We start from the raw sequence: 24368 nt of genomic DNA, 5'->3' as shown, positions 1-24368 counted from the left end.
ACAATTTAGAGAGGGCCCTAATGGGTCGTCTCTAATCAAAACTTTTTGCTTTTAATCTTATGCTCAGAAGAAAGAACTACCTTAATTTTCTGCATCATTCCACCATCTTCATGTTCTGCAATGTGACAATGATACATATAATCCCCTGCTGCGGAAAAATTAAGTTGCACCGTTAGTGGAAGCGTTTTACATCGTTTTTTACGCCAATTGGTAATAGGATTAGAACCATCTGATTGTCCACAATTTCCAATGGCATGGGGAATCGGCACATTATCCATTAAATAAGCACTTGAAGAAGGGACAACTTCGCCCGTTATGATATCCGTTTCAGAAAGTAATTGAAATTTTTGTTGATGCATATGAAAGGTATGATCTTCAGTCGCTACATTGACTAATTCCCATAGCTCTGTTGCTGGCGTATCGCCAGGCCCTAAGGGAAGGCAAATGAATGGATTGTGCGCGGAGAATGCAACCAAATCTTTTGCTGGCTGCCCCACAACATTCCCTTTTTGATCGATAGTTTCATAAGCAAGACCAAATTGATCAGGATAAGCAGTAGGATTACCAAAAAATATTCTTCGCTTATTACCGGGAGCTAAGGGCTCACAAGCTTGTGGCGTGCTATTGGGATCTATGGGTCTTATTTCTCTTGCCAGAAGCACTGGGTCATATATATGAGGTGTTATATGAGCCGGAGTCCCTTTACTACCTGAGTCAAATTGAATTTGTGCTAAATCAACTTGCGGCCAATAATCACCAACTGGTCCCGTATTATGAGAAGTAGTAGTCAGAACTGCCTGAGCCCCGTCCATAGGTACCTTAGTTATTTTGTTACCACCAGCACAATTTCTATAAGTAGCCAAAACCTCTACTCGCGCACTCGGCATCATTAAAATGGAGCTAGCGCAAATTTCCGGGTGCAAAATAGTACTTTCTGGGCATGGTTCAGGTATAAATTTGCCTCCTGCAGCAAGCATGACCGCTTGAGCATCCGTGGTATTAATGGAAATCCCATCAACAGCTAAAATCTGCATGAGGATGTTACATTTTTTAAACCGGTCTTGTAGCTCAATATTGTATGAAGTGGAACTGCTTAAATTAGCTATAGCCAAAATTTCTTGATTTTGAACTTTAATCTGAGGATAAATTAATCCGGAAACTGGATGAAACCAGCTCCCCCCAATATAATTATTCCCTCCTACCGCGCTTGAATCAGTCCCAGGACAAACACCTTGACGCGACGTATTATCTTCAGAAGCATTAGGAATTGCAGAGCAAAATGCTGAATCAGGACTCGTATAAATATACCCTGTAGGAAGTACCTGAGAATCTTGTAAACCAAGATAAGAAGTGCTGCGATTAACCTGCCTTTTCGTTAAGCCCTCAATTGATACATAATCACTAACCTGCCCTATAGTGAGAATTCCTCGCATCCCCATAGAAATATGCGCTTCGGTTAGACCATGTATATGCGGATGAATCCAGTAAAGCCCACTTGGATGGTCTTCAGGAATATAAATAGAATACTCAACTGAATTTGTTGGATTAACGATTACTGTTCCATGATCATGTTTTCCAGGAATATAAGGTCCATTATTTCTATTGGTTAAAACTAAGAAAATATTATCGCCCCAATTGTTATATTTGGAGCTTTCAGGAATAGGATAATGAGGAGATACGGTTAACCCGTGAGTATGCAAATTAACTGGGTTTAAATTTAAATTAGGTATATTTTGTACATTGGCTATAGGATAAATATTTGGATCAATAAGGGGTAGATTATTAACAAGCGTTATATTTAAGGTATCCCCTTGTTGAAGTTGTATTAAGGGCCCCGCATATTGCTCGTTTGCTGTAGTATTAGTAGTACAAGTGTACGTATCCAAATTAAAATCGGACATATAACAAACATCCCATGTCCAAGGCACTACATTATTAAAGGTTGGACTAAATAAACTTAAATTATCCATAGGGTGATTTGCTACGATGGCAATATTTAAATGATGCTTATTACTTTTAAACACCAATGGTGGAGTCCCCTTATATGGGGTTAACAAAGCATAGCTAGTTAGGGAATACGATATTGCTACCAATATACTAATAAGGCCTGTAATTTTTTTAATTTTTAAAGCAACAACACACATAATAGTTCCTTTTAATAGGGGATGTTTATAAGCTACCTCTTGTTACACACACCACAGTGGCGTAAAAATCTGTAAGGTATTCATACTGCCAGGCGATAATGGGCCCGTAATAAAATTCTAACCAGGCAGCTCCGGCATTTATTTCTGTAGAGCTCCACAAAGGACCATTAAGGTTTGATAAAAATCCATACTGAATTAGGTTGTTGTAAATATTGCTTCTATTTGAATGGCAGTCCGCCCCCTGCAAACTATTACCTAATTCGCATACTGCGGGTAAGTAGTAATGTAAGTTCAAATTACCCGAAGGGATGGTGGCGCAGTAACCTGCTGCATAGGTGTTTAGGTCAGCTCCGGCAAATGCCGTTCTTATCTTCAATGAATTTGACATCCCATTATATAAGTCAGTCGCATTGGTTGTGATTTGATTGCAGGCAATCCCAGGAGGACACCACTGAAACCCCATACTCAGTGGACTCATAGTGAAGGTCTTATCTATATTGACTGCGTAATAAGTTGAGGAGCTTACCGCATAAACTAAATTATTATCTGCATCAGCAAATGCAATGGGAATATTGATTTTACTCTTATATCGGCCTTGTACAGAGAGGGCTTTAATAGTAAATATTCCAGCATTATTTGCTTTTTTTGAAGTAAAAGTCAGTGTGCATGATGAGCCAGGTAACATCAGATCCGGACAACCGGTATAAGAAACGTCTCTCCAGTACTCAGGAGTAGTAAAATTTAAGTGTTGTGATTCATCACTGATATTATTCAATGTTAACTGTAAGCCAGAAGACGAAGGAAAAGGAACAATCTGTGGATGTTGATCATAAGTAATGGGTATAAAAGGACTTAAAGTTAAGTGGGCTGTTGTTTGATACATTGAGCTGCCATTGGCACTAATAATCACTTTAAACTTCTCTTCCATCTTGATAGGAGAGGATAAGCGAGCTGGAGTAAAATTAATGGCACATGTTTGGCCTGGAAAAAGACCATTTACACGCATACAGTCACTTGCATCAATAATAACTTTGGCAGGATTAGCTTCAGACATTGAAGCCAAGCTAACCGCGATACTTTTTATGATGAGATTGGTCGATGCATTTTGTACAGTCAAAACCTTAGTAATTGGGGTTTTAGGGGGAATCGTTTTGGGAACATCAAATAAGGTAAGAGGATCCCCGGAAATGACAATTAATTTATAGCGATTAGAGCCTCTGGCTGCATAAATTTCCTGCCCCTTAGGTGGCTTGCTATATACTTTACCCTCTTTTGTCTTCCGATATAATTGTAATCCGGTGACCGGTACTGTCGGCAAATTATTGCCATTTGCAACTAGAGTAAGTAAACAAGAACCATGGGGAGCTAACTGAATCGGTTGTTTACAAATAATAGAAGCTCCTGCAATATTTTGGGTAATTCCTTGTAGCGGTTCAAGATTTAACGTGAGGGGCTGTGAGGAATTATTAGTGATCGTATAGTAAATAGCAGCAAGGGTATTTATAGGAACAATAACTCTTGTTTGTCCTGAGGCCTCAATACTCACCAAGGGTTTTCCTAAAACTTGAGCACTAAACACGCTCAAAAGCACCATGATAATTAAACTTGGTTTTTTACTCATTCTATTTCCTTAACTAAAATTTGAATGTAGGCAACCAAGCGTACCTGCAATAAGCTGGTTAGGACTAAAACGCTTAAATTGATAACCCATATCAAACAATGGATAGCATTTATTGCTTTGTGCACATGATAAGAGAAGGCAGGGACCAGTAATATTCTGGTCTTCCATGAAAAATTAATTAAAATCTGGGGGCATGATCCTATATGTGAGGCAGTCTACCGCCATCTGAGATAATAGCTTTAGGTTGGATTATGGAGCAGTTCGATGATTAATCAAACCTGCCCCATTTGAGAGCTACAATAATTTATATATCTTTTTCCCTATCCAATAGATAACAAAACCAACACATCCCCACAACAAAGCTAATGGTAAAAAATACACAATCATTTCAATCAAAGTGTAGGTGAAGTTCCGTAATCCATTAACTAAATCCACATAAGCGCTTTTAAATGCTTCTCCTATTCGCCAATGAGACTGATATTCATTTTGTACCGCTGGATTCATATTCAAGGTGATATTTACTAAAGATAAAGCGACGGACTCTTTATAATATTTTATTTGTCCCTCAAGAACATCTATTTGTCCTTGAGTACTACTCAACTGCTGATGTACCTTGAGCACATCTTCTGTTTTTGTTGCCCCTAACATAATTTTTTCGAGCTGACTTTTTGATTTCTGGAGATTATCCAGCTGACTTTGTAAATTAACATATTGCTCAGTAATATCCTCTCCACTTATATTTTCTTGAGTCACTTGCGTAGCTAATGATTTTAATTGCTTTAATACATTATTTAAGCCTTCAGCAGGAACGCGAATACTAATTCCTCCCGTGGTACTACCTGCATTTTGGTAGATATTAGAGCTGACAACATATCCTCCTGAAGCATTAGCCAAATTAATAATTGCATCTAGGGCACGATTAATATCATTTACTTGTAAGGTAATATTGGCGTTACGAATAATCATCCGTCTTATTGTATTTTCTGCAGAGGGCGATAATGGTGTTGCTTGTGGCGGTGAGGTCATCGATGCATTTTTTAACTGCGCATAGGCTACTAAAGGAGAAGGTGCCGGACCTGGGACAGAAGTGATGCTACCGCTACCATACATTGTTGCCCCAGTTATGCTAAATAACTGAGAATAAGAAAAATATATTAAAAACAAAACGCCAATCGACGCTAATAAATAAAGTACGCCTTTCTTCATCATTCGTTCCTTCGTTAAAGAGTAGACTTCTTAGTTTAAATATAAACTTATACTTTTAAGCATAGCAAAGATTAGGTTTGAGCGGCTAACTGGTTTTTAGCTCCCTGTAAGCCCTCAAGATGACTTCTTTTTAAAAACTTCCTGGTAATTAAAGGCAGCGGCCTCCTTCCAAACCTATCCCTATTGAGGATTGTATTTTAAAACTTTTGAAACCATATAATAGATAGTTGGTAAAACAAAAAGAGTAAATAGCGTTCCTAAAGATAAACCGCCTAACAAAATCGTGCCAATCGCCCGGCGTGATTCAGCACCTGCATCATGTGATAAAACTAGAGGGATAACACCGAATATCATTGCCCCTGTTGTCATTAAAATAGGACGTAAGCGCATAGCACATGATTTCTTTATTGCCTCTAATAAAAACACCCCCTCTTTTTGCAATTGATTTGCAAATTCGACAATAAGAATTCCATGTTTCGTAATTAGTCCAATTAAGGTGATAAGGCCTACTTCGGTGAAAATATTTAAGGATTGGCCAAAAAGATAAGCAAATACTAAAGCTCCAGAGCAGGCCAACGGAATTGTAATTAAGATAATTAAAGGATAAATGAAATTTTCAAATTGAATACATAGGATGGAATAAATAAAAAGAATTGATAATAAAAATAACAAGAGTGTTCGCGATGATTCATTATATGTTTTAGCAGCCCCAGACCAGCTCAGTTTGTATTGGCTAGGCAAATTTTCTTTCGCAAAACTCCAAAGAGAATCCATTCCTTTTTTAAAAGACTGATGAGGGGCTAATTGCACATGTAATGTTGTTGAGCGCATTTGGTTTACATGATCTAAAAAGGCTGGTTGTGCCTGATTTTTCATTTTAGCCAGTGTACCTAAAGAAACTCTGTGGCCTAACGGCGTTGTTAGATAAAGCTCATCTAACCCCCAAGGTTTCATTGTTCCTTGCAGAGTTAAATTATAAATTACGTTGTCTTTCTGAAAATTAATAGACCTATCACCGCTAAAGAAAATCTCGATTGTTTTGGCGACTTGAGCCGGGGTAAGCCCTAGTGAGGCTAATTTAGAGTTATCGACCTCAATAGCATACCCCATGGAATCAAGACGTAGATCATGGCGTATTGATTCAAATGACTTATTGTCAGCAAGTAAAGCTTTAAGCTGTTCTGCTTTATTATACAATTGAGCATAATCATCCGTTGTCGATAAAACAAGCTCTAACTCATTTCCATTCATCTCGTTATCCGTCCCAGGCAAACCATCATCCCAGCTCCACACTGAAGCATCAATTGAGTTTAGTTTAGCCATTGGAGCCCTAAGTGATTCCACAATTTCTGCGGCTGAGCGCTTTCTTTTCGCGTGAGGTTTTAAGGGTAAAACAAGGTTACTTCCCCACTCTCCAGAGAAAGTTAAGCGATTTTTAGCCTCAGTAAGCATTCCAATAACCTGTTCCATTTGTTTCCCCTTTACGTCCAGATCATTGACATTTTCGTCTAAGGAGCGTGGTGTATAAACACCGATTAGCCCCCGATCTTCTTTAGGTGCAGTTTCCCGAGGAAGTATTTGATAAAAAAATATGCTTACTCCCATTGTCATAAGAGCAACGAAAATGGTTAACTTAGTTTTACTAAGCGTTGATGATAAGAGCTTAATATAATATTCTGAAAACCTATCAAGTATTCCATCTATTTTTGGCCAAAATTGTTTTGTATTTTTAGTAAGCAGGCTTGAGCACATTAAGGGAGATAATGTAAGTGCGACTATCCCAGAAATAAATACACTTCCTGCTAAGGCAACCGCAAACTCTATAAATAATTGCCCAATCATGCCTTGAATAAACGCCAAAGGCGCATAGACGCTAGCTAGCGTAAACGTCATAGCAACAATCGCAAAACTTATCTGCTTCGCCCCTTTCAAAGCAGCTTCTATTGGAGAAAATCCCTCTTCAACATAACGCCATATATTTTCAAGAACAATAATCGCATCATCCACAACTAAACCTACGGCAAGAACCATAGCAAGCAGTGTCATCTGATTAATACTAAAACCACAGAGTTTTAAGAAGAGTAGTGAGCCTAATAGCGAAATAGGGATTGTTACCACAGGAATCAGGATGGAACGTATGTTCCTTAGGAATAAAAATACAATAACAAGAACCAATAGAATGGATTCGACTATGGAAGATTTAATATTCTTTAACGAGGCCCGGATAAATTCGGATTGATCAATGATCACCCTCATCTTCATATCATTAGGTAAAGCTTTTTTTAATGCTTTAAGTTCTTTGCGAACCGCTTGCGATACTTCGAGTGGATTGGCATCATTTGCGCGATTAATTGATAGAACTACCCCGGATTGCCCATTAACTTTAATTTGAAATTGACTATTGTCGGTTTTTAATTGAATTTGTGCTAATGATTTAAGAAAAACGGGATTATGGTTCACTGTTTTTACTAATAAATTTCGATAATCCTCCGCCGTTTTTAAATCAAAGTCCAGCGTTGTTGGTATTTTATTCTGATATTTTCCGGCCGGAAGTGATAAGCGATTAGAGGCAACCGCGTTGGCCACCTCATCCGCATTAATACCAAAAGCGTATAATTTCTTGGGATCTAAATTAATTTCATAAGTATAAGGACGTCCCCATACAGAAACTGAGGCAACACCGCTCACACTGCGAAAGGCATTTTTCAAATTAAGCTGGGCATAATGGGTCAATTCACCAAAGCTTAAAGAGCGAGACTCGATAGAGAGCCCAATAAACGGTAACCCATCTGACTGAGTCTGGCGTTCAATTTTCGGTGCTTTTATATTTGCAGGTAAAAAGGCACGAGCTAGGTTTACTGCTTCTTGAGTAGCATTGAGCGCCCTATCCATCACCGTTCCAGGTCGAAATACTAATTTGATATGAGAAAAACCGGCATTGGAGCTTGAGGTTATCAACTCCAGTCCCTCCACTCCCGCAAGCTGCTCTTCTAATGGATTAGTCACCGCAGACTCAATAAGTTGGGGGCTTGCATTCGCATAACTAGTGTTTACAGAAATAACAGGAAAACTAATCTCGGGGTATTCTCTAATGGCTAATGAGTCATAGCAAAGTATTCCAACTAGAGCAATCATAAGGTTAAGAATAATGGCAATAACCGGATGTTTTAAAAAATAGGTTGTCACATTCATTTTAAGTTATTATCCCGATATTTTATTTTTAGGGTGATAAATCGACACTTCCATCTGTGGAGATAATCGCTCGGGACTTTTTATAATCACTTCGTCATTTGGTTTTAATCCAGAAATAATTTCTATCCTATTTTTTTCTTTAATACCCGTTTTAACGTTCACCAGTTCAATATGATTATTAACAACCTTATAAAGGGAAAGCTTCCCTTCTTTGAGGAATAATGCTTGGGCTGGTGCTACTAATGTTTTATTCTTTTCTTTTATGAGAAGCTGCACATAAATGGTGTCGCCAATAATGCAATCATTGCAGTGAATATCAACTTCTGCGGGACACATATGGGTTTCACTATCCATCATTTGCTGCAAATGAGATAAATGATACTTCTGGTTTTTAATGTAAACGATTTGATTTTCTTTAATTTGATGGAGATAGTGGCAAGGAATATCTACGTCAACCGTAATATTTAAGGGATCATAAACAGTAACAACTACATCTCCTGTTTTAACTTGCGAACCATCTCTAATTTTGAATGCACCAATTATTCCATCAAATGGAGAGTAAAAACGCAGATTCTCTGCTTCGATCTTTGTTTTAGCTACTTCTTTTTGAGCATTGATCCATTGCTGCTTTTTCTCTTCAAGCTCTCTTATGCTGACAAACCCCTTGCTTTTTAATTGCAGAAAGCGATTATAATGAGTTTCAGCAATCGCTACTGCGTCTTTTGATAACTGATAATTTTTTTCTACCTCAGGATTAATAATTTGCGCAATCAAAGCGCCCTTTTTGACTGCTTGACCTGATAAACAATGTGACTCAAGCAAGCCCGATGTTTTCGCTGTCAATAAAGTGGCATGTTTAGGATGAATCGTACCGATAAGTTTAATTGTCTTTTTAAGCGATGTGGGCGTGATTATTTCTGTTTCAACTACCTTAAGCTGCTTTTCGGGAAGAGAGGCTGGGCGATGAAATAAATAAAAGCTAATCGCTAAAAAAAATGAAACCATCATTAAAATGGATAAAATTCTTAATCGCTTTTTAGATTTCCATAGAGTATTGGCTGCTAATTTGAACCTCAATGTTTTCTCCTAATTGAGTTAATCAAATATAATGGAGATGGAATTTACCATAGGAATAAATTTTAATTAATCATTAAATAATTCTAAACGTAAATTTTATTTTTAATTTCAATTCCACAAAAACACAAACCGGTTAATCAGAGATTAATGAATAAGTCGTTTTTTTACCCATTATAAACAAGATTTAACCTTAAACTCTAGGAATAAAATCAATACTATGGGATAATTATTGCCCAACTTCGATAATATTAGTATATTTATATGAAAATTAAAGCATTTTTATTAATGGTTTCTCTTCTTTTTCCTTTCGCTTTATTCGCTGGTAGTGGAACCTGTCCTTTACCTAGTGGAATCAATGTCCATACTAAAAAACGGACTTTGAATATATGTAAACATGGTACTGTAGTTAAGTCATTTAAAGTAGCGCTTGGGAACAAAGGCGTGGGTAAAAAGAAAGCCGGTGATAATAAAACGCCAATTGGTTTATATGGCTTAGCCTATCCAAGAAAATCCAAGCAATTTAAGGTCTTTATTCCGATTCTTTATCCAACATCACAGCAAAGAGCCGCTGGATATACCGGTAGAGATGTAGGAATTCATGGGCCAACTCAATCAGGTAATGTGTTGGGCTGGTTAAGCAATTTACCCGGCTCAACGCGTGGATGCATTGCAGTTGGTAAAAATAATTACATTGAGTATGTCGCTAAATGGGTAAAAGCTAATCCTGGAACTAAGGTTTTAATTATTTAACTTTCATGTAGCGTAGGCCTTCTTACGCCAGGACACAGGAAGTCTTGTCTTTATCATAAGATGCCAAACTAATAGCCCTTACTTGAAGGTATTTATCGAAATTGTAGTCCGTATTATGCTTGTGCTAATACGGGCTACGCTAAGCTGCAATTTTCTCTTAAGTAAGTGCCATTAATTGCTTGCAACCATATTCCACTATGGTATTTTAGCTGACGAACAAATACGTGATTAGCAAGTCACGTATTAATACGGATTTAGTTTTTAGGGAATTTTTATGCTAAAAAATACGCTAAATGCATTTGGCAGTATCTCTAGGTTCTTCCATTGGGTTATTGCTTTATTAGTTTGTGCTCAATTTTATTGGGTATGGTCACCTAATTTTATTACCCTTAGTGATGCAATTAAAACTCAATATGTGTTATTGCATAAATCATTGGGGATAAGCATTTTGGCTCTAGCCATTTTATTTATCCTGTGGCGAATGGTCACTATTAGGCCTTCTGATCCCTCTCAGCCCTATTGGAAACACATAATCGCCAAAATAGTTCATTACTCCTTGTTTATCTTACTTTTGGCTATGCCTATATTAGGTTACTTAATGTCCGTTGCTGATGGCCGTGCAGTTCGCTTTTTTGGCTTATTTGACTTACCTAATTTAATCTCTGCAAACCCCAAAATGGCGGATTTATATTTTCAAACTCATTCTATTTTAGGATATGTTTTTGTCATCTTGATTGGTCTGCATGTTGCAGCAGCTTTGCATCACCACTTTATTGTAAAAGACGATGTATTGAAAAAAATGCTGCCTTTTAGAAAACAAGAATAATTGAGCTCTTAAGAAATGAAAAATGAGCTTTAGCTAAGCTCATTTTTCATTTCAAGTGGCTTTTTTTGAAAAAACTTATAATAAGCAATTAACCAGGATACAGTCCCACAGGTTATTAAACTCACCACACATCCGAAAACCAAAATAAAATCGTTAATTATCCAACCATGTAAGAGTGTGAATAACTGAATTATATTAAAGCCTAAAAAAGTGCATAATGAGAGTCCTTCTGCTGTTTTTGCTCTTAATAGCACGAATATTTGAGGAATATATAAGGCTGCATTAGCAATTAAGCAGACCGAAAAACCAATATTTATAATTAATTCTAAAGACATCATTTCTTCCCTCATTTTTCTTATCAAGTATAGACGTTGGCAATAAAATGCGTATTCCAAAGAGGGTTATCACCTGGCTTTTTAATCCCTATAAGTAATAAATAAAGCAACATAGCGGTCAATATGTAGGCATTTTTGTTTTATCAACTACACTTAAAAGGTATACCATTTAAGGAGTTCTAGTAATGCAAGCTGAGAAATATCTAATTAACTTATCCCAAAAAAAGCAAGAATCAGAGAAAGAAAAGGCGATTGAGGCAATTAAGCAAGTGCTAGGTTTAATTGGCGAAAATACTGAGAGAGAAGGTTTAATTGATACACCAAGAAGAGTTGTTGAAAGCTGGACCGAGTTATATGAAGGATATTCTATTGATCCTGAAAAGGTATTAGGCACATGTTTTACCAATGAAAAAAATTACAATCAATTGGTGCTACTTCGTGATATAGAAATGTTTTCGATGTGCGAACATCATATGCTCCCTTTTTTTGGCCGCGTACATATAGGCTATATTCCTGATACTAAAGTTGTAGGTTTATCTAAGCTAGCACGCATAGTTGAGTGTTTTTCTCGACGATTGCAAATTCAAGAACAGTTGACCGTCCAAATTGCTGAAGCAATATATAACCATTTAAACCCCAAAGGTGTGGGCGTCATTATTGAATCGCAACATTTATGCATGGTGGCACGCGGTGTTAATAAACAGAATCCTTACATGGTAACGTCACATTTTATGGGCGTTTTAGAATCAGATTTAACCCGTAGAAAAGAATTTAATGAACAAATTTTGATACGTAGATAATAACCATGCAACTGCTTTGTTTTTCTCATACATAACTAGAAACATAGTTATGTATGAGAATATTTAAAATAATTGCAACCCATCATTTGGGGGATTTAAACAACTCATGGAAGCAAATATAAATAAACTAATTCTAATTACGGGTGGAAAAACAGGTCTGGGCAGAGCTCTGGCTGAGCAATTAATTCAACAAAAGGCGACGGTTATTGTAACCTCAAGGCAGGCAAATTTTCATAAAGATTTACAGCTTAACCCTGGTGAAATTCATCTACAACACCTTGATGTCACTCAAGAAGGTTCTATTTTACAATTATTTTCCTGGATTCATGCTCTGAATCGTCCTCTTGATGTATTAATTAACAATGCTGGATTAGGGGTATTCCAAGCAGTGGAAGATCTTACAACAGCTGAATGGGAATTAGTCATTAAAACCAATTTAACCGGTGCATTCTTATGTTCTCGAGAAGCGTACCGGATTATGAAGGAATATGGTGGAGGACGCATTATTAATATTGGTTCAATTGCCAATAAAGTGGGATTAACCAATAACCTGGCTTATGGTGCGTCAAAATGGGGATTAAAAGGCTTATCTACCAATTTGGGTGAGGAGGGAAAAATTCACCATATTCGGGTTAGCCACGTCACTTTAGGTGCCACTTATACCGAAATTTGGAAAAATCGCCCCGGTTTTGCTAAAGAGGATATGTTAGATCCTAATATGGTTGCTCAGTATTTATCTTATTTGGCATTACTGCCTTTAGAGATTGCCGTCAATGAGATTGAGATATTGCCTGAAAAAGGAGTTTTATAATGAGACAACCTCCCTCTTCTCGCATTGCGCTTATTACGGGTGCTGGTGCCGGAATTGGTGCCGCCATTGCCCAAAAACTAGTTGCAGTTACCGATCACTTAATTTTACTCGACCTGCACTTGGAACCTATTGTTGCACTCGCGAAGAAATTACAACACGAGCATCAAACAATTGTTTCAACCTATCAGTGTGATGTGGGCGATGGGGCCAGAGTACTGCAACTTTTAATGCAGATAAAAGAAGAAGAAAAGTCCCCTAATATTCTGATTAATAATGCTGGTTTTGGTGGACCTTTTCACCCTCTTAATGAGGTAACTGACGAAGAATGGGATAAAGTGATGAATACTAATTTAAAAAGTATTTTTTACTTTGCCAGAACTTTATTGCCGGAAATGAAAAAACAGGCTTACGGCAGAATTGTGAACATTGCGTCCATTCAAGGATTATTGGGAGCAGCCTTATCCTCTACTTATGTGGCAAGCAAACATGGGGTTATTGGCTACACCAAGGCAATTGCCGCGGAATGGGGAGAATATGGGATTAATTGCAATGCTATTTGCCCTGGGTATGTAAATACACGTATGGGAGTTCAAGATGCAGCAGTTAAAGACCACATGCAAAAAGTGATTAATTTAACACCGGCAAAGCGTATCGCACAACCCCTGGAAGTTGCTGCATTGGTAGAGTATTTAATTAGTGATGAAGCTGCTTTTATTAATGGGGCAAGCTTTACCATTGATGGAGGGTTAAGCTGTCATATTGGTGTTTCTTAAGGAGTTGGTTTTCCTTAAGCTAAACTTGAAAAATAGCTGCCAACCTTTAATACTTAGTTATAACTAGCCAAAGAGTTGAGACAAATATGGTTAAGTTTGTTGAAGTAGAGCATAAGTTTTGTTTCGATGACCGACAAAGTTTTCAAAAGACCGAAGCCGCAATAATGCAGCTTTATCCTTTGCAAGATTATAAAATTGAGGTTGCGGAACGTTATTTTCTTATCGATGGATTAAAAAATTTTATTGTTCGTCATAAAGTTGATAAAGACAAACAAAGCCTGACCTTAAAATCTTATTATCCTGGGCAAGATGCGGAAGCACGTGTTGAGATTGATATTCCTTTAGCTCAGGAAAAAGGAGATCAATTGCAAGCAGTAGAAAAATTCTTATGTGCGTTTAATCAATATAAAGAGTACAAACTTATGAAATACCTTCAAGTATTTCTTTTTCCTGAGGCGGAAGTAATTTTATACCAAGCGGTTTCTCAAGACCGCGAATTGTTCGCATTAGAGATTGAAAGCGTTAAAAAATCAAAAGCCCAAGCATTAAAGCATATAAAGCAATTTGAGCTGCAGTTAGGTTTAGATGAGCGCCAACGCGAAAAACGTTGCTTATTTGAATTACTATTTTCTACCTAAATCCTATGCAGATAAAAAATTTAGACCATATCAATATTGTTATAATAAATCAGGGATAGTCTTATGCAATCAAGTACTAAAGTAGCGCTCGTTACTGGCGGTGCCAAGCGTGTTGGTCGCAGTATTGTGGAAAAATTAGCGCAAAATGGGTTCGATGTAGTGATTAACCATCATGCCTCTGATGAAGAAGCACTTGAGGTGAAACAAATCGTAGAACACAGTTCGCAACGGTGTTTGGTCATCAAAGCCAATATCCAATCACAGCAAGAAGTAGAGGCAATGTTTTCTCAAATTAAAGAGCATTTTGGGCGTATTGATTTGTTAGTAAATAGTGCATCTTTATATAAAAGCCATTCATTTCCCTGTGAGGATTTTCAGCCCTTATACGATTCTTTTGAGGTTGCAGTTTATGGTAGCTTGTATTGCGCTAATGAGGCAGCCAAAATGATGCTGGAACAAGAAAGTGGTTGTATTATCAATATAATTGATCTTTTTGCTTTTTATCCACGTAAAAATATGATGTTTCATGGGGTTTCTAAAGCGGCTTTAGCCAGTATGACGCAATACCTGGCTGTTGAGTTAGGGCCTAATATTCGGGTAAATGCCATTGCCCCTGGTCCTGTATTACCCCCAGAACAATATTCCATAGCACAACAGCAAAAATCAGCCGAACGTACCTTGTTAAAACGTTGGGGGACACCAGAAGATGTTGCCAAAGCAGTTTTGTATCTGGCCGATGCTGATTTTATTACAGGTGACATTCTATTTATTGACGGCGGGAGTCATATTAATATGGCAGAACACTAGCTATGCGAGCACATCAATATAGTATTAAAATATGTTTTTGTCTATAATTTATACATAAAACTCTAGATATGGAAATCTCGTGAGTCACAAACTGAAAATTTTAAGCAGATATGCAGAGAATGAAACATGATTTCTGCATAGTAAATATCCAATCTCTTAAGCTAGTAATTATATACTGTTTCTATGAGGCTATCAAAAAGAATCAAATAGATAAGAGTGCTTTTAAAGAAATATTAACTAACACATATGAGTACGTAAAAATCTTCAATTAAATAGTTTTTCATGCGAATACTACAACTCCATTTAAGCCCTATCGAGATTTAAAAAATAACGAGTAGCTTTAAGGCCGCCAGTTCGTTTAAGAATATTTTTTTTAACCAAGTCATTTAAATCTCTGGTCGTTGTAGCGATAGGTGCGCCTGTTATGCTCATATAATTTTTTGCACTTAAACCGCCTACAAACCCATCAGGCCCCGCATTAAATAATCTTAATAAAACCTTTTCTTGCCTTGGATTAATTTTGCCTTCCGCTTCCTTTAAAATAATTGATTTCTTAATAATAAAATCAATATATAAATAAGTGCTTTTTTGGGCTTCTAAAGCGATATTAGCAAACCATATCAACCAAGAGGTGATATCCAAGGTTTTGCTTGCTAAACCTAACTGTTGATAATATTCCTTTCGCTTTTTTAATAAAATTTTTGCCAATACCGTCATTACCGGTTTTGAAAATCCTTGAGATAAGGCTTTTTCTGCTATAGCTCGCCCTATTCTTCCATTCCCATCTTCAAAAGGATGGATACTCTCAAACCATAGATGGGCTATTCCTGCTCGGGTTAATGTAGGTATAGAAGCTGAACCGGTGAGAGAACTCCGTTCAAACCAATCAATAAATTGATCCATTTCGGCCGGAACACGTGTTGAGGGAGGCGCTTCAAAATGGATTTTTCGATCATAATCAGGACCAGAAACAATTTGCATTGCTTCTTCATGTTTACGATATTGACCTATATTTTCTAAACGATGGCTATTACCCATTAAAAATTGATGCCATTCAAATAAAACCTGATGTGTTAGTGGGCTAGAAATCGTTTGATATAAATTAACCATCATTTTAGCAATTCCACGCTCTGCCAGGCTAGCTCTAGGAGCTTGTGTAGACAAGCCTAGCTCTTTTTTTATAGAGGATTGAACGCTATCTCTGTTTAAATGCTCCCCTTCAATTTCAGAGCTATCCAAAGCATCAGTACACATTAAATCAATAAATAAATTTTGCTTACCTTCTTGAGATATATGTTGGGAAGAACCAATAATAATACCCGCACTTTCAGTAAAAGATTGTTCAACCGCAACTAATTTATTGGAGTCCCAAGTAAAATTTGGCCAACCTTTAAGCTGCCAGTTCCATTTCATGATTAATAACCTCGCTTTTTATTAATCACAATATAGCAGAATAATGATTAATAAAATATGGCTTTATTAATCACCTCTTTAAAGCAATATATTTGAAAGGACAAATTCCTATATTTTTCCATTGGCGAGAAAAGAAGAAAGATTACTTTGAATTAAATTGTCTGCATCAACACCTAGGGTTTTTAATACAACAACTTGCGTCAATAAATCAAAAAAATGTAAATAACATTTTAGATCTACATCACTTCTATTTTTGAGTCCCAAACTAATTGGGCCATCTATTGCTCAGCATAAGACCTATCAATAGGAACTTTTCCAGAATGTGCAATTTGATTTCTAATCAGCCATGACAATATTGATTTCTCTTGTCATTTTATAGGCAGGTAAATTCTTAACTCAAAACTGTCTCACTATCTATGTAATGCTAGCAAAACTTTTAAATAATGACGGCACTATAAAAAAGATTAATAAATCCTAATATTTATAGTACAAATTATTATTTAACGAACACGACTTCTTAAAAATTCCAAATACCTCAACAAACATTATAAAGAAAATATTATCTCTTTTAATTCTCATTACCTTTGTGTCCAATGTGATTGCTTTGGCTAATATGAGCTTTAATTTACTTAGGTCATTTTCTCCACATAATCTTTTCAAATCAGTGAATTTAGCTTTAATATCGTCATTAACTATATCTAATAAAAGATTATCAAACTGCTCTTCACTAACAAAAGGATAGCCCGCTGAGAAGGGCGAACTTCCGACCTCCTGATTACGAATTAGTTAATTATGGGTTTTAGCCAATTAGACATCTTTTTAAATTCTTTTAATACCCCTTTATTTACTTGATGTTACAGCATTATTACGTTATAAGTTCTATTAATAGATTTTAAACAATTGTGCGACACAAGTGCGACACATTAAAAGCATACGTAAAAATTAATTATGAAAATAAATAAAACAAACGTAGAAAGCCTCCCTCTTCCGCCAATCACCGAAGAAGGAAAAACGGCACAAAAAAGATATTACGATGACAACTTGAAGGGTTTCGGGATACGAGTGACTTCTGGAGGAGCAAAAGCCTTTTTTGTTGAAAAATTCATAAATAAAAAACGCTGTCGCATTACTTTAGGACATTACCCAGAGCTAACCGCCGAAATGGCAAAAAACAAAGCCCTGCACCTTTTAGGGCAAATTGCTATGGGTATTGACCCTATCGCTGAAAAGAAGGCAACAGAGGTTCGAGATATTACTTTGAATCAAGTCTTTAAAGACTACCTGAAAACTAGAAAGAATCTAAAGCCAAGAACTATAGATAATTACAAACACATTTTAGATAAAGCCTTCACCAGCTGGAAAAGCAAGCCAATGTTATCAATAACCAGAGATCGCATTGCTAAATACCACGAAAAGCTCGGCAATGAACATGGAGAAGCCTACGCTAATCTAGCCATGCGAATCCTAAGAGCATTATTCAATTTTGCAGCAGGCCAATATGAAGACAGCAGTGGTCACTCGCTTTTCATTGATAACCCTGTAAAACGTCTGTCACAAACTCGCGCGTGGTATCGCATTGAAAGACGTAAGACTTATATTAAATCGCATGAGCTAGCCGCATGGTATTCAGGTTTGCAGGAATGTCAAAATGAAACATTACGTGACTATCTGCTATTAATCTTATTAACTGGCCTACGCAGACAAGAAGCTGCGACCATAAAGTGGTCTGATCTCGACTTAAAGGCTAAGACATTTACTATCAACAAAACCAAAAATAATGAATCCCATACTCTACCCCTTTCAGACTTTCTTTATGATTTACTGATGGTCAGAAAAGAAAAGGCAATTAACGACTATATTTTCCCGGGAACGGGTGCAGCAGGTCATATTATTGAACCCCGGAAGACTATGGCACACGTGATAAAAAACTCCGGCGTTCAATTCACAGTTCATGATTTGAGAAGAACTTTTATCACCATTGCGGAAAGTTTGGACATCCCTGCTTATGCGTTGAAGCGTTTAATGAATCATAAAATGAGTAATGATGTAACTGCAGGATACATTATTGTAGATGTTGAACGCTTGAGAAAGCCAATGCAACTCATTACTGATTATATTTTAAAGTGCATGGAAGTGATTGAGTCTGCGGACATAATCAATATACAAAATTCAAGTAAAGATTAGACAGAAGAACTTTCTAATTTTGGATCGCACTGCGATCCGAATTGAGAATAAATCCATAACAAAGTTTTTAAGATTCGGAACGCATTGCGTTCCATATTTCACATTTGGCTGACAGTGTCCGCCAAATTAATGGTTTTCAGCTATCGTGTTCGGAAGGTCTTCTATCAATTTTTACAATGAATTTGGTACACAGTGTGTGCCAAATTTATAAAGCAATCATAAATCCTTAGCCTCTTTTGCTTATCATTAAATTATGACGTACTTAATCCTTTTTCCCGAATTTATGTGTTAAAAAGCAAACATTGCGAAGCAATGTATATTGCGCCCTTGGAAAATTCTTTTCTTCGGGAAAATTGAATCTTAGCAAACCGATTATCGATAACTTTATAGAAGTGAATAATGGTTTACTAAAAATTCAGCTGTCTTAGGCAAGCCCTGTTTTTCTAAGGTTGATAAATAATCATCGATACTTTTAGGCGGATTTTTAAGACGAGTACGTACAGCTTTAACAGCTGAACAGAATTTATTTATATTTAGATCTGTAAGATGCATTAAAAAATCATCTGGATGCTGTGCTTCAATCCCATACTTATCAAGTTCTTTATTGGGAAAATCTTTAATGTTAAATGTAACAATAACATCACATCCAGATACAATTGCTGCGGCTAGAACGTGATTATCATTAGCATCAGGAAGTTTAAGAGATTGCTCTATATCTTCAAAATTCTCAACCAAACAATCCAATACCGATTTATTCATAATGACTCGGATTTTTTCTAAAGTATCGATGTTTAAATCAGGTCTATTCTTTAAAACATTCCTAATCCATTCCTGATGAATTCGCTCAGACCATTTTGCACGGTATAAGTCACATGTAGCCAATTGCATTAATAAATCACGTAACGGGGCAGGATAAAGCACACATGCATCATATAAAACTTTAAAATTCACCATGAACTAATATCCCATATCTAACTTCTGAGCTAGATCTACTAGTTCTTGCAATGCTTTCTCGCTCTTCACTCGTTCCTGATCCTTAAATTCCATCACATCACGAGCTAATACGCGGCGGCGATTACCAATTTTTTCAAAAGGAATTTTTCCTTCTTCCAGTAATTTTACAAAATATGGTCGAGATACGTTTAGCATATCAGCGGCTTCTTGCGTTGTTAGATGTGCATGCTGTGGGATTAATGTTAAGGAATTACCCTCTGCTATTTCGTTTAAAATGGTAACAACTAACTTAACTGCTGAGGAAGGTAACTCCACGTGAACACCTTCAAAATCTAAGAAAGCTGTTTTTTTAGCAGGTAATGAAAGCTGGCGAATTTGCTGAAAAGATTGTTTGGCAATACCCCTATCATGCTTGCTTGGATTTCGAATTTCGGTTGTTAACCTTGTCATGATAAATACCTTAGAGATTATCTTAATTCTAAGTATAGCAAAGATTCGAATTATTCGAAACAATCGAAATAATCGAATATTGTAGAACGAGTGAGTTCTTTCGTGCACTGAAGGTTAAGAGTTGTTTTGTTCGTCAGAAGATCCATGAAATCAGATTTTCTCTTCTTCTTCCAAATCATCAATCATAGATTTAAAAGATGGATATTTCTTTCCACCTCCACTTTCTAGCTCTTCTATAGCCTCAAGAGTTAGATTGTCAGAATTTTCTTTATCCTTAAGCTCAGGATTAGTATTTGATAATATTTTCATACCTAAATTATACTTCATATCCACATAATGCGAGCAATAATAATTTCAGTGGTACAAGTGGAACCAATGGAACACCCTGATATTACTGAGTTATAAGCGTTCCACCGTAAAAATCGCAGATGGCACGTGTGGGACAAATTACTCGAATCTGTTCACTCAAATTACAATTTCTTTGAATTTGTTTTCAGTTGTTGACTTTAATTTTTAAAACACGTAATAATCACTCCGTTGTATGAAATAGCTTTATGAATATGGCTATAAAGCTACATGGACTTTTGGATAGAAAGTACCAGTGCTACTGGGATTTTCAAATGATGGATTTACGGAAAAAGCCACATTGGCGGCATTTTTATTGCCGATTGAAAATTCTATTAATGACGAGGTATTACTATGTCTAGAAATAACGTATCGCGCTTACAACTTATCAATGAATTCGAATCAGCTCCAGAATCCACCCTATTTAATCAAAATACACTTGCCGCGGTTTTAGATTGCTCAGTTCAATTATTAGAACGAAATCGTTGGGCTGGTCAGGGTGTGCCTTATATGAAAATTGGTCGTACTGTTCGATACCGCAAAGCAGATATCCTCAATTATCTTCAGCAACAATGTACTTATAACGTCCTTAAAGAAGCTGTTTAGCACTTTCTTAACTTAGGTCTTGTTGATTAATTGGAAGGTGGTGCAACACCTTCCGGTAAAGTTGTTGGAGATAAAGAAATGAATTCGAATCAAATATATCATGTGGATTTTAAACAGTCTAAACACGTCAAATCCTTTCCCTACGCCGGTGGATGTTTTCAATTAACCTTAGACGGAGTAATTTTTATTGGTAAGGACAAAGATAATAATGAGCTACCAGCTCGATGGATTTGCTCTTCTTTGTATGTAGTAGCTAAAACACGAGACGCTCATAGTGGCGAATGGGGTAGATTGCTCGAATGGCTAGATGATGACGGTATTAAACATCAATGGGCTATGCCCTTGGCTTTATTACAAGGTGACTCCAGTGATGTAAGGAGAGAATTAGCTCGATTAGGATTGGCAATATCCCCTAGTAAAACAGCTCGTGATCTCCTGGCATCCTATATTCAAGTCTTTCCTGTTGAAGAGCGCGCTCGTTGTGTCGATAAGTTGGGTTGGTATCAAGAAGTATTCGTTACGGCTAATAAAGCAATCGGCCAATCTGAAGATAAAATTGTTTTTCAAAATGCGAATAGTTTGGAACCAGCATTGGCAACTGAGGGAAGTGTGGAAGATTGGCGAAATTCTATTGCAAGACTAGCGAATGGTAATTCTCGTTTAATATTTGCAATCTCCACTGCATTCGCACCAAGCCTTGCAAACCTTACAGGCGAAGACTCTGGAGGATTTCATTTTCGAGGTGCCTCATCCTCAGGAAAAACAACCGCTTTAAAGGTCGCTGCGTCTGTTTGGGGTAAACCGGAAAGTTATATCCGATTATGGCGAAGTACTGCAAATGGCTTAGAGGGATTAGCTGCTCTCCACAATGATGGGCTACTAATCTTAGATGAGCTTAGTCAGATGGATCCTAAGGAAGCAGGAGAATGCGCCTATCTCCTTGCGAATGGTCAAGGTAAAACACGCGCTTCTCGTTGTGGTACAGCAAAACAATCTATGCGTTGGTCATTACTCTTTTTATCCGCTGGCGAGGAATCGTTAACCTCGTTAATGACAAAAGCTGGGCAGCGATGCAATGCGGGTCAAGAAATTCGTCTGGCAGATATTGAAGCCGATGCTGGTGCTCAGATGGGGATATTTGAACAGTTACATGATTATATAAACCCAGCATCGATGTCTATCGCATTAAAAAAGGCTTCAAGTCAATATTACGGAGCAGTTGGAATTGTATGGCTTCACAAGATTGTTGAACATCGCACCGATTTAATCCCCCTACTCACAAATAAAATCCAGCAATTTGTTGCAAAAGTTACTAAGCCGGAACATTCAGGTCAAATTCAACGAGTAGCTAGACGTTTTGCTTTGGTCGCTATGGCTGGAGAAATAGCCACTCATTATGAGCTAACCGGGTGGAAACGAGGGACAGCATGTCAAGCAGCGGAAAAATGTTTTAATGTCTGGTTAGAGAATTTTGGAGAGCATGGCAATAAAGAAGATAGAGCCATCCTATCGCAAGTTCGTGCATTCTTTGAGAAAGAAGGAGCGAGTCGGTTTGAAAGCGAAAATCATCCTAATAGCGAACGCATATATAATAGAGCCGGTTTTTTTCACACGGATAACTCGGGTTTTCGAATTTTTATGGTTTTATCTGAAGTGTATAGGAAAGAGATCTGTCAAGGATTTGAGCCTAAAATGGTGAACAAAGTGCTTATTAATGCTGGTTGGATCGTTCCTGGTAATGACGGTAACGCCTCTCAAAAACGAAGAATCAAAGGAGTGGGAATTCCTAGATGTTACGTTTTTACTGAGAAAGTCTGGTCTGACGACTTATAGTTGTTCCACCCGTTCCACCATTAATTTAGGTGGTGGAACCTCCATAACCCTGTAATTAAAAGGGTTTCCCACTTGTCCCATTTGTACCACTGAATATTAAACTAATGTAAATCGATTACAGAACCAGTTGCTTCAAGAATTGTATTCTTTATTAACATGAGGGTTAAATCCTACGCTTGCTAAATTAAAAGCATAGCTCTGATCTAAATATTTTTTTCATTATTAGATTTGATGTATTTTTTTACATCATGCACTACTATTAATATACCTATTCTTTAAATGGATTTGATGTGATGGGTACATTTGAACCAAGTATTATTTTAGGAAATGGATTTAATCTCGCTCTAAAAGAATGCTCATCTATAAATATTCAATTTGGATACAAAGATATTCTCAATGAAGTTAAAATTAAATCCAAAGAATCATCTCATGAACTAAGTGTTTTTTTAGAACAAAATGGTGTTAATGAAGACTTAAAAACCGATGATATAGAAGTACTTTTAGCCATTCTAAAAAACTCCTCACAATGCTTAACTTTTTGTTCAAAAAACTATTGTGATTGCAAGCCAAATTACGAAAATAAGATTAAACAAAACTTCGATTTATTAAAAAAAATAGTTATTGAAGTTATGACTGATAAAAAATTACATCCTGAATATTTAGAAATATTTAATGAAGAAAATAATTGTATTTTAAATAGATGCAAGAGGAATCTCGAATGCTTCAATAGAATATTCACCATTAATTATGATTTAATACTATATTGGCTTTTAAATAATAGAGAATTGCTTTGGGAGTACGATAAATCTGGCAAACTAGTTAAAGGTAAATTTAGGGATGGATTTTCATCCAAGGAAGAATATAAGCCTATTGATTTTAACAATCATCCTATCGATAGCTTATATGGCTATGCAGGTACCAATAACAGGCCAAACCTATTTTGGCTACACGGTGCGTTACATCTTCTGCACGATAAAGCAAAAGCTTACAAAGTTGTAAGAAAAAATAAAGATTTATATTTAGATTTATTTCAGTTAAGAAATTTATTGTTAAAAGATTACTCAACATTCGAAAATTTATTAGTTTTTGATGCAACTAGCTATGATAAGATTAGGAATATTTACGCGAACGCCTATCTAGAAAAAGGATATGATAAAATTATAACCACCCCAGGTGATATAATAATATACGGTTGCAATTTGCTAAATAACACAAATGACTCCATCGATTTGGGTAACGATATACATTTATGGAGACGAGTGATTAATTCAAGAGCAAAAAAAATTTATTTGGGCATTGGAGCTGAAGATAGTTCCGAACTCAATTCTTTTGCTGAGCAAGCAGCAAAAGAATTTAAAACACTACGATGTATCGAGGATTCAGACATACGTATCTACACGTACTCACATAAGTTATTCAATATTTGGAAAACAGAAAACTTTTACAAGTCAATACAATCAAATTCTTCTGAGGGTTACTCCGCCGCTATAAATCTCTCTCATTAAAATTTTAATTTAACTTTATAAAAAAGTAATTTTCTCAAAGATCATATTCAAACTGCGACACACGTGCGACACAAAAATTAATCTAAAATAACATACAA

General features: G+C 36.5%; 21 protein-coding genes. 11 read left to right on the top strand and 10 right to left on the bottom strand.

Annotated features, from left to right (window positions below; all coding sequences use genetic code 11):
• Positions 1–35 precede the first annotated feature (35 nt).
• From BN3124_RS10115 to BN3124_RS10095, 5 genes are all read right to left on the bottom strand, one after another.
• Positions 36–2144 (bottom strand): multicopper oxidase domain-containing protein, encoded by a 2109-nt coding sequence (locus BN3124_RS10115; protein ID WP_058534685.1) that lies wholly within the window; start codon positions 2142–2144, stop codon positions 36–38.
• 25 nt (positions 2145–2169) lie between these two features.
• A complete protein-coding gene (locus BN3124_RS10110; RefSeq protein ID WP_058534684.1) occupies positions 2170–3765 on the bottom strand; it encodes a hypothetical protein in 1596 nt (531 codons plus the stop codon).
• A 294-nt stretch (positions 3766–4059) separates the two neighbouring features.
• Entirely contained in the window at positions 4060–4974 is a 915-nt protein-coding gene (locus BN3124_RS10105) for a DUF4349 domain-containing protein (protein WP_230849131.1), read from the bottom strand.
• A 177-nt stretch (positions 4975–5151) separates the two neighbouring features.
• On the bottom strand, positions 5152–8163 hold the full coding sequence (locus tag BN3124_RS10100; protein WP_058534682.1) for an efflux RND transporter permease subunit: 3012 nt from the start codon (positions 8161–8163) through the stop codon (positions 5152–5154).
• A 9-nt stretch (positions 8164–8172) separates the two neighbouring features.
• Positions 8173–9240, bottom strand: a complete 1068-nt coding sequence (locus BN3124_RS10095) for an efflux RND transporter periplasmic adaptor subunit (RefSeq protein ID WP_058534681.1) — start codon at positions 9238–9240, stop codon at positions 8173–8175.
• A 261-nt stretch (positions 9241–9501) separates the two neighbouring features.
• On the opposite strand from BN3124_RS10095, the gene BN3124_RS10090 reads away from it, so the two are divergent.
• Both BN3124_RS10090 and BN3124_RS10085 read left to right on the top strand, forming a co-directional pair.
• Positions 9502–9990, top strand: coding sequence for a L,D-transpeptidase family protein (locus tag BN3124_RS10090; RefSeq protein ID WP_058534680.1), 489 nt, complete (start codon positions 9502–9504; stop codon positions 9988–9990).
• 274 nt (positions 9991–10264) lie between these two features.
• Positions 10265–10816, top strand: coding sequence for a cytochrome b (locus tag BN3124_RS10085; protein ID WP_058534679.1), 552 nt, complete (start codon positions 10265–10267; stop codon positions 10814–10816).
• 29 nt (positions 10817–10845) lie between these two features.
• On the opposite strand, the gene BN3124_RS10080 is transcribed toward BN3124_RS10085, so the two are convergent.
• Positions 10846–11154 (bottom strand): PQ-loop domain-containing transporter, encoded by a 309-nt coding sequence (locus tag BN3124_RS10080; protein WP_230849130.1) that lies wholly within the window; start codon positions 11152–11154, stop codon positions 10846–10848.
• A gap of 182 nt (positions 11155–11336) precedes the next feature.
• On the opposite strand from BN3124_RS10080, the gene folE reads away from it, so the two are divergent.
• The 5 genes from folE to BN3124_RS10055 all read left to right on the top strand — a co-directional run bounded on the left by folE (position 11337) and on the right by BN3124_RS10055 (position 14980).
• Positions 11337–11951 (top strand): GTP cyclohydrolase I FolE, encoded by a 615-nt coding sequence (folE, locus tag BN3124_RS10075; protein ID WP_078061539.1) that lies wholly within the window; start codon positions 11337–11339, stop codon positions 11949–11951.
• A gap of 106 nt (positions 11952–12057) precedes the next feature.
• Entirely contained in the window at positions 12058–12762 is a 705-nt protein-coding gene (locus BN3124_RS10070) for an SDR family oxidoreductase (protein ID WP_058534677.1), read from the top strand.
• On the top strand, positions 12762–13535 hold the full coding sequence (locus tag BN3124_RS10065; protein WP_058534676.1) for an SDR family NAD(P)-dependent oxidoreductase: 774 nt from the start codon (positions 12762–12764) through the stop codon (positions 13533–13535). Before BN3124_RS10070 ends, BN3124_RS10065 begins: the two co-directional genes overlap by 1 nt.
• 86 nt (positions 13536–13621) lie before the next feature.
• Positions 13622–14173 carry a hypothetical protein gene (locus tag BN3124_RS10060; RefSeq protein WP_058534675.1) on the top strand — a complete coding sequence of 184 codons (552 nt, stop codon included), beginning with the start codon at positions 13622–13624 and terminating at the stop codon, positions 14171–14173.
• Positions 14174–14236: 63 nt separating this feature from the next.
• Entirely contained in the window at positions 14237–14980 is a 744-nt protein-coding gene (locus tag BN3124_RS10055; RefSeq protein WP_058534674.1) for an SDR family NAD(P)-dependent oxidoreductase, read from the top strand.
• A gap of 303 nt (positions 14981–15283) precedes the next feature.
• Here BN3124_RS10055 and BN3124_RS10050 read toward each other — a convergent pair whose 3' ends face one another.
• Positions 15284–16393 carry a Fic family protein gene (locus tag BN3124_RS10050; RefSeq protein WP_058534673.1) on the bottom strand — a complete coding sequence of 370 codons (1110 nt, stop codon included), beginning with the start codon at positions 16391–16393 and terminating at the stop codon, positions 15284–15286.
• A 948-nt stretch (positions 16394–17341) separates the two neighbouring features.
• Between BN3124_RS10050 and BN3124_RS10045 the strand changes: the two genes are divergently transcribed.
• Entirely contained in the window at positions 17342–18577 is a 1236-nt protein-coding gene (locus BN3124_RS10045; RefSeq protein ID WP_058534672.1) for a tyrosine-type recombinase/integrase, read from the top strand.
• A gap of 384 nt (positions 18578–18961) precedes the next feature.
• Here BN3124_RS10045 and BN3124_RS10040 read toward each other — a convergent pair whose 3' ends face one another.
• The 3 genes from BN3124_RS10040 to BN3124_RS17085 form a co-directional block, all read right to left on the bottom strand.
• Positions 18962–19531, bottom strand: coding sequence for a PIN domain-containing protein (locus BN3124_RS10040; protein ID WP_058534671.1), 570 nt, complete (start codon positions 19529–19531; stop codon positions 18962–18964).
• Between the two features lie 3 nt (positions 19532–19534).
• A complete protein-coding gene (locus tag BN3124_RS10035) occupies positions 19535–19981 on the bottom strand; it encodes a helix-turn-helix domain-containing protein (protein ID WP_014843669.1) in 447 nt (148 codons plus the stop codon).
• A gap of 150 nt (positions 19982–20131) precedes the next feature.
• On the bottom strand, positions 20132–20308 hold the full coding sequence (locus BN3124_RS17085; protein WP_154080637.1) for a hypothetical protein: 177 nt from the start codon (positions 20306–20308) through the stop codon (positions 20132–20134).
• Between the two features lie 372 nt (positions 20309–20680).
• Between BN3124_RS17085 and BN3124_RS10030 the strand changes: the two genes are divergently transcribed.
• The 3 genes from BN3124_RS10030 (at position 20681) to BN3124_RS10020 (ending at position 24270) form a co-directional block, all read left to right on the top strand.
• The gene (locus tag BN3124_RS10030; RefSeq protein ID WP_058534670.1) at positions 20681–20932 is read left to right on the top strand and encodes a helix-turn-helix domain-containing protein; all 252 of its coding nucleotides are present in this window, start codon (positions 20681–20683) and stop codon (positions 20930–20932) included.
• Positions 20933–21010: 78 nt separating this feature from the next.
• On the top strand, positions 21011–22765 hold the full coding sequence (locus BN3124_RS10025) for a DUF927 domain-containing protein (RefSeq protein ID WP_058534669.1): 1755 nt from the start codon (positions 21011–21013) through the stop codon (positions 22763–22765).
• Between the two features lie 293 nt (positions 22766–23058).
• Entirely contained in the window at positions 23059–24270 is a 1212-nt protein-coding gene (locus tag BN3124_RS10020) for a DUF4917 family protein (RefSeq protein WP_058534668.1), read from the top strand.
• Positions 24271–24368 lie beyond the last annotated feature (98 nt).

Origin of the sequence: Legionella saoudiensis (assembly GCF_001465875.1) — a bacterium.
GTDB lineage: Bacteria > Pseudomonadota > Gammaproteobacteria > Legionellales > Legionellaceae > Legionella > Legionella saoudiensis.
Note: the sequence above shows the minus strand (reverse complement) of the source record. Positions and strands in the feature narration are given on the sequence as shown.

Excerpts from the sequence above, each read along its gene's own strand:
- BN3124_RS10100 (WP_058534682.1), bottom strand. The coding sequence starts at position 8,163 with ATGAATGTGACAACCTATTTTTTAAAACATCCGGTTATTGCCATTATT.
- BN3124_RS10110 (WP_058534684.1), bottom strand. The coding sequence starts at position 3,765 with ATGAGTAAAAAACCAAGTTTAATTATCATGGTGCTTTTGAGCGTGTTT.
- BN3124_RS10065 (WP_058534676.1), top strand. The coding sequence starts at position 12,762 with ATGAGACAACCTCCCTCTTCTCGCATTGCGCTTATTACGGGTGCTGGT.
- BN3124_RS10040 (WP_058534671.1), bottom strand. The coding sequence starts at position 19,531 with ATGGTGAATTTTAAAGTTTTATATGATGCATGTGTGCTTTATCCTGCC.
- BN3124_RS17085 (WP_154080637.1), bottom strand. The coding sequence starts at position 20,308 with ATGAAGTATAATTTAGGTATGAAAATATTATCAAATACTAATCCTGAG.
- BN3124_RS10050 (WP_058534673.1), bottom strand. The coding sequence starts at position 16,393 with ATGAAATGGAACTGGCAGCTTAAAGGTTGGCCAAATTTTACTTGGGAC.
- BN3124_RS10020 (WP_058534668.1), top strand. The coding sequence starts at position 23,059 with ATGGGTACATTTGAACCAAGTATTATTTTAGGAAATGGATTTAATCTC.
- BN3124_RS10030 (WP_058534670.1), top strand. The coding sequence starts at position 20,681 with ATGTCTAGAAATAACGTATCGCGCTTACAACTTATCAATGAATTCGAA.
- BN3124_RS10055 (WP_058534674.1), top strand. The coding sequence starts at position 14,237 with ATGCAATCAAGTACTAAAGTAGCGCTCGTTACTGGCGGTGCCAAGCGT.
- BN3124_RS10115 (WP_058534685.1), bottom strand. The coding sequence starts at position 2,144 with ATGTGTGTTGTTGCTTTAAAAATTAAAAAAATTACAGGCCTTATTAGT.
- BN3124_RS10090 (WP_058534680.1), top strand. The coding sequence starts at position 9,502 with ATGAAAATTAAAGCATTTTTATTAATGGTTTCTCTTCTTTTTCCTTTC.
- folE (WP_078061539.1), top strand. The coding sequence starts at position 11,337 with ATGCAAGCTGAGAAATATCTAATTAACTTATCCCAAAAAAAGCAAGAA.
- BN3124_RS10035 (WP_014843669.1), bottom strand. The coding sequence starts at position 19,981 with ATGACAAGGTTAACAACCGAAATTCGAAATCCAAGCAAGCATGATAGG.
- BN3124_RS10060 (WP_058534675.1), top strand. The coding sequence starts at position 13,622 with ATGGTTAAGTTTGTTGAAGTAGAGCATAAGTTTTGTTTCGATGACCGA.
- BN3124_RS10085 (WP_058534679.1), top strand. The coding sequence starts at position 10,265 with ATGCTAAAAAATACGCTAAATGCATTTGGCAGTATCTCTAGGTTCTTC.
- BN3124_RS10070 (WP_058534677.1), top strand. The coding sequence starts at position 12,058 with ATGGAAGCAAATATAAATAAACTAATTCTAATTACGGGTGGAAAAACA.
- BN3124_RS10080 (WP_230849130.1), bottom strand. The coding sequence starts at position 11,154 with ATGATGTCTTTAGAATTAATTATAAATATTGGTTTTTCGGTCTGCTTA.
- BN3124_RS10105 (WP_230849131.1), bottom strand. The coding sequence starts at position 4,974 with ATGATGAAGAAAGGCGTACTTTATTTATTAGCGTCGATTGGCGTTTTG.
- BN3124_RS10025 (WP_058534669.1), top strand. The coding sequence starts at position 21,011 with ATGAATTCGAATCAAATATATCATGTGGATTTTAAACAGTCTAAACAC.
- BN3124_RS10045 (WP_058534672.1), top strand. The coding sequence starts at position 17,342 with ATGAAAATAAATAAAACAAACGTAGAAAGCCTCCCTCTTCCGCCAATC.